We start from the raw sequence: 682 nt of genomic DNA, 5'->3' as shown, positions 1-682 counted from the left end.
CCCTGCAGATGGTGCGGGAGCGGCCCCTGACCGGCTGGGGCTGGCAGAGCTTTCCTGCCCTCTACAATGCCCAGGACCCGCCCGAGCTGCTGGGCCACTGCCACAACTTGTACCTCCATCTGGCGGCAGAAGGCGGGATCCCTCTGCTGCTGGGCTACTTGGCCCTTTGGGGTTGGATCTTGGCGCGGGGCTGGCGAGCCTGGCGTTGCTCCCAAGACGAGATCCTCTTGGGAGTTTTACTGGCCTTGACGGCGTTTTTTGCTGCGGGGCTTTTGGATGTGGTGATCTTGGATGGCCGCCTTCACCTGTTGATCACCTTGCTCTTGGGCGCAGCTTGGGGGGCCAGCCTCGAGCTCCGCTGCAGCCAGGCAAAGAGGGTTCCGGCGGATCCCCAGGCACCCCGGTCAATGCCACAATAGAGTTCCTCCCTTGGGTTTTCTGGGATTACTCTGTTTCGGTTGCCGGATTTTCTTACGTATCGAGTTTAGCTTTGGATGGTCTCACCCGATTTCGATTGACCAAAACTTTGGCGGCGCAGGCCCCGCCCTGAGGACTCTGTCCCGCTTGCGCGAATAGGGCTGGGGAGAACGTCAACCACCTTTTTCCATGGAGCAGCCAATCCCTTCTCTGGCCCCTGATCCCATCAAGCCAGGGGATCTCCTCTCCCTGGAGATCACAGACC

Annotated in this window: 1 protein-coding gene; it reads left to right on the top strand. The window is 60.6% G+C overall.

Translation table 11 applies throughout. The features are described from left to right. A partial coding sequence (locus NW807_RS09470; RefSeq protein WP_414425942.1) for an O-antigen ligase family protein occupies window positions 1-419 on the top strand: 419 nt, incomplete at its 5' end. Window positions 420-682: the final 263 nt, after the last annotated feature.

The organism is Synechococcus sp. R70.1 (assembly GCF_047461675.1).
Lineage (GTDB): Bacteria > Cyanobacteriota > Cyanobacteriia > Thermostichales > Thermostichaceae > Thermostichus.
Note: the sequence above shows the minus strand (reverse complement) of the source record. Positions and strands in the feature narration are given on the sequence as shown.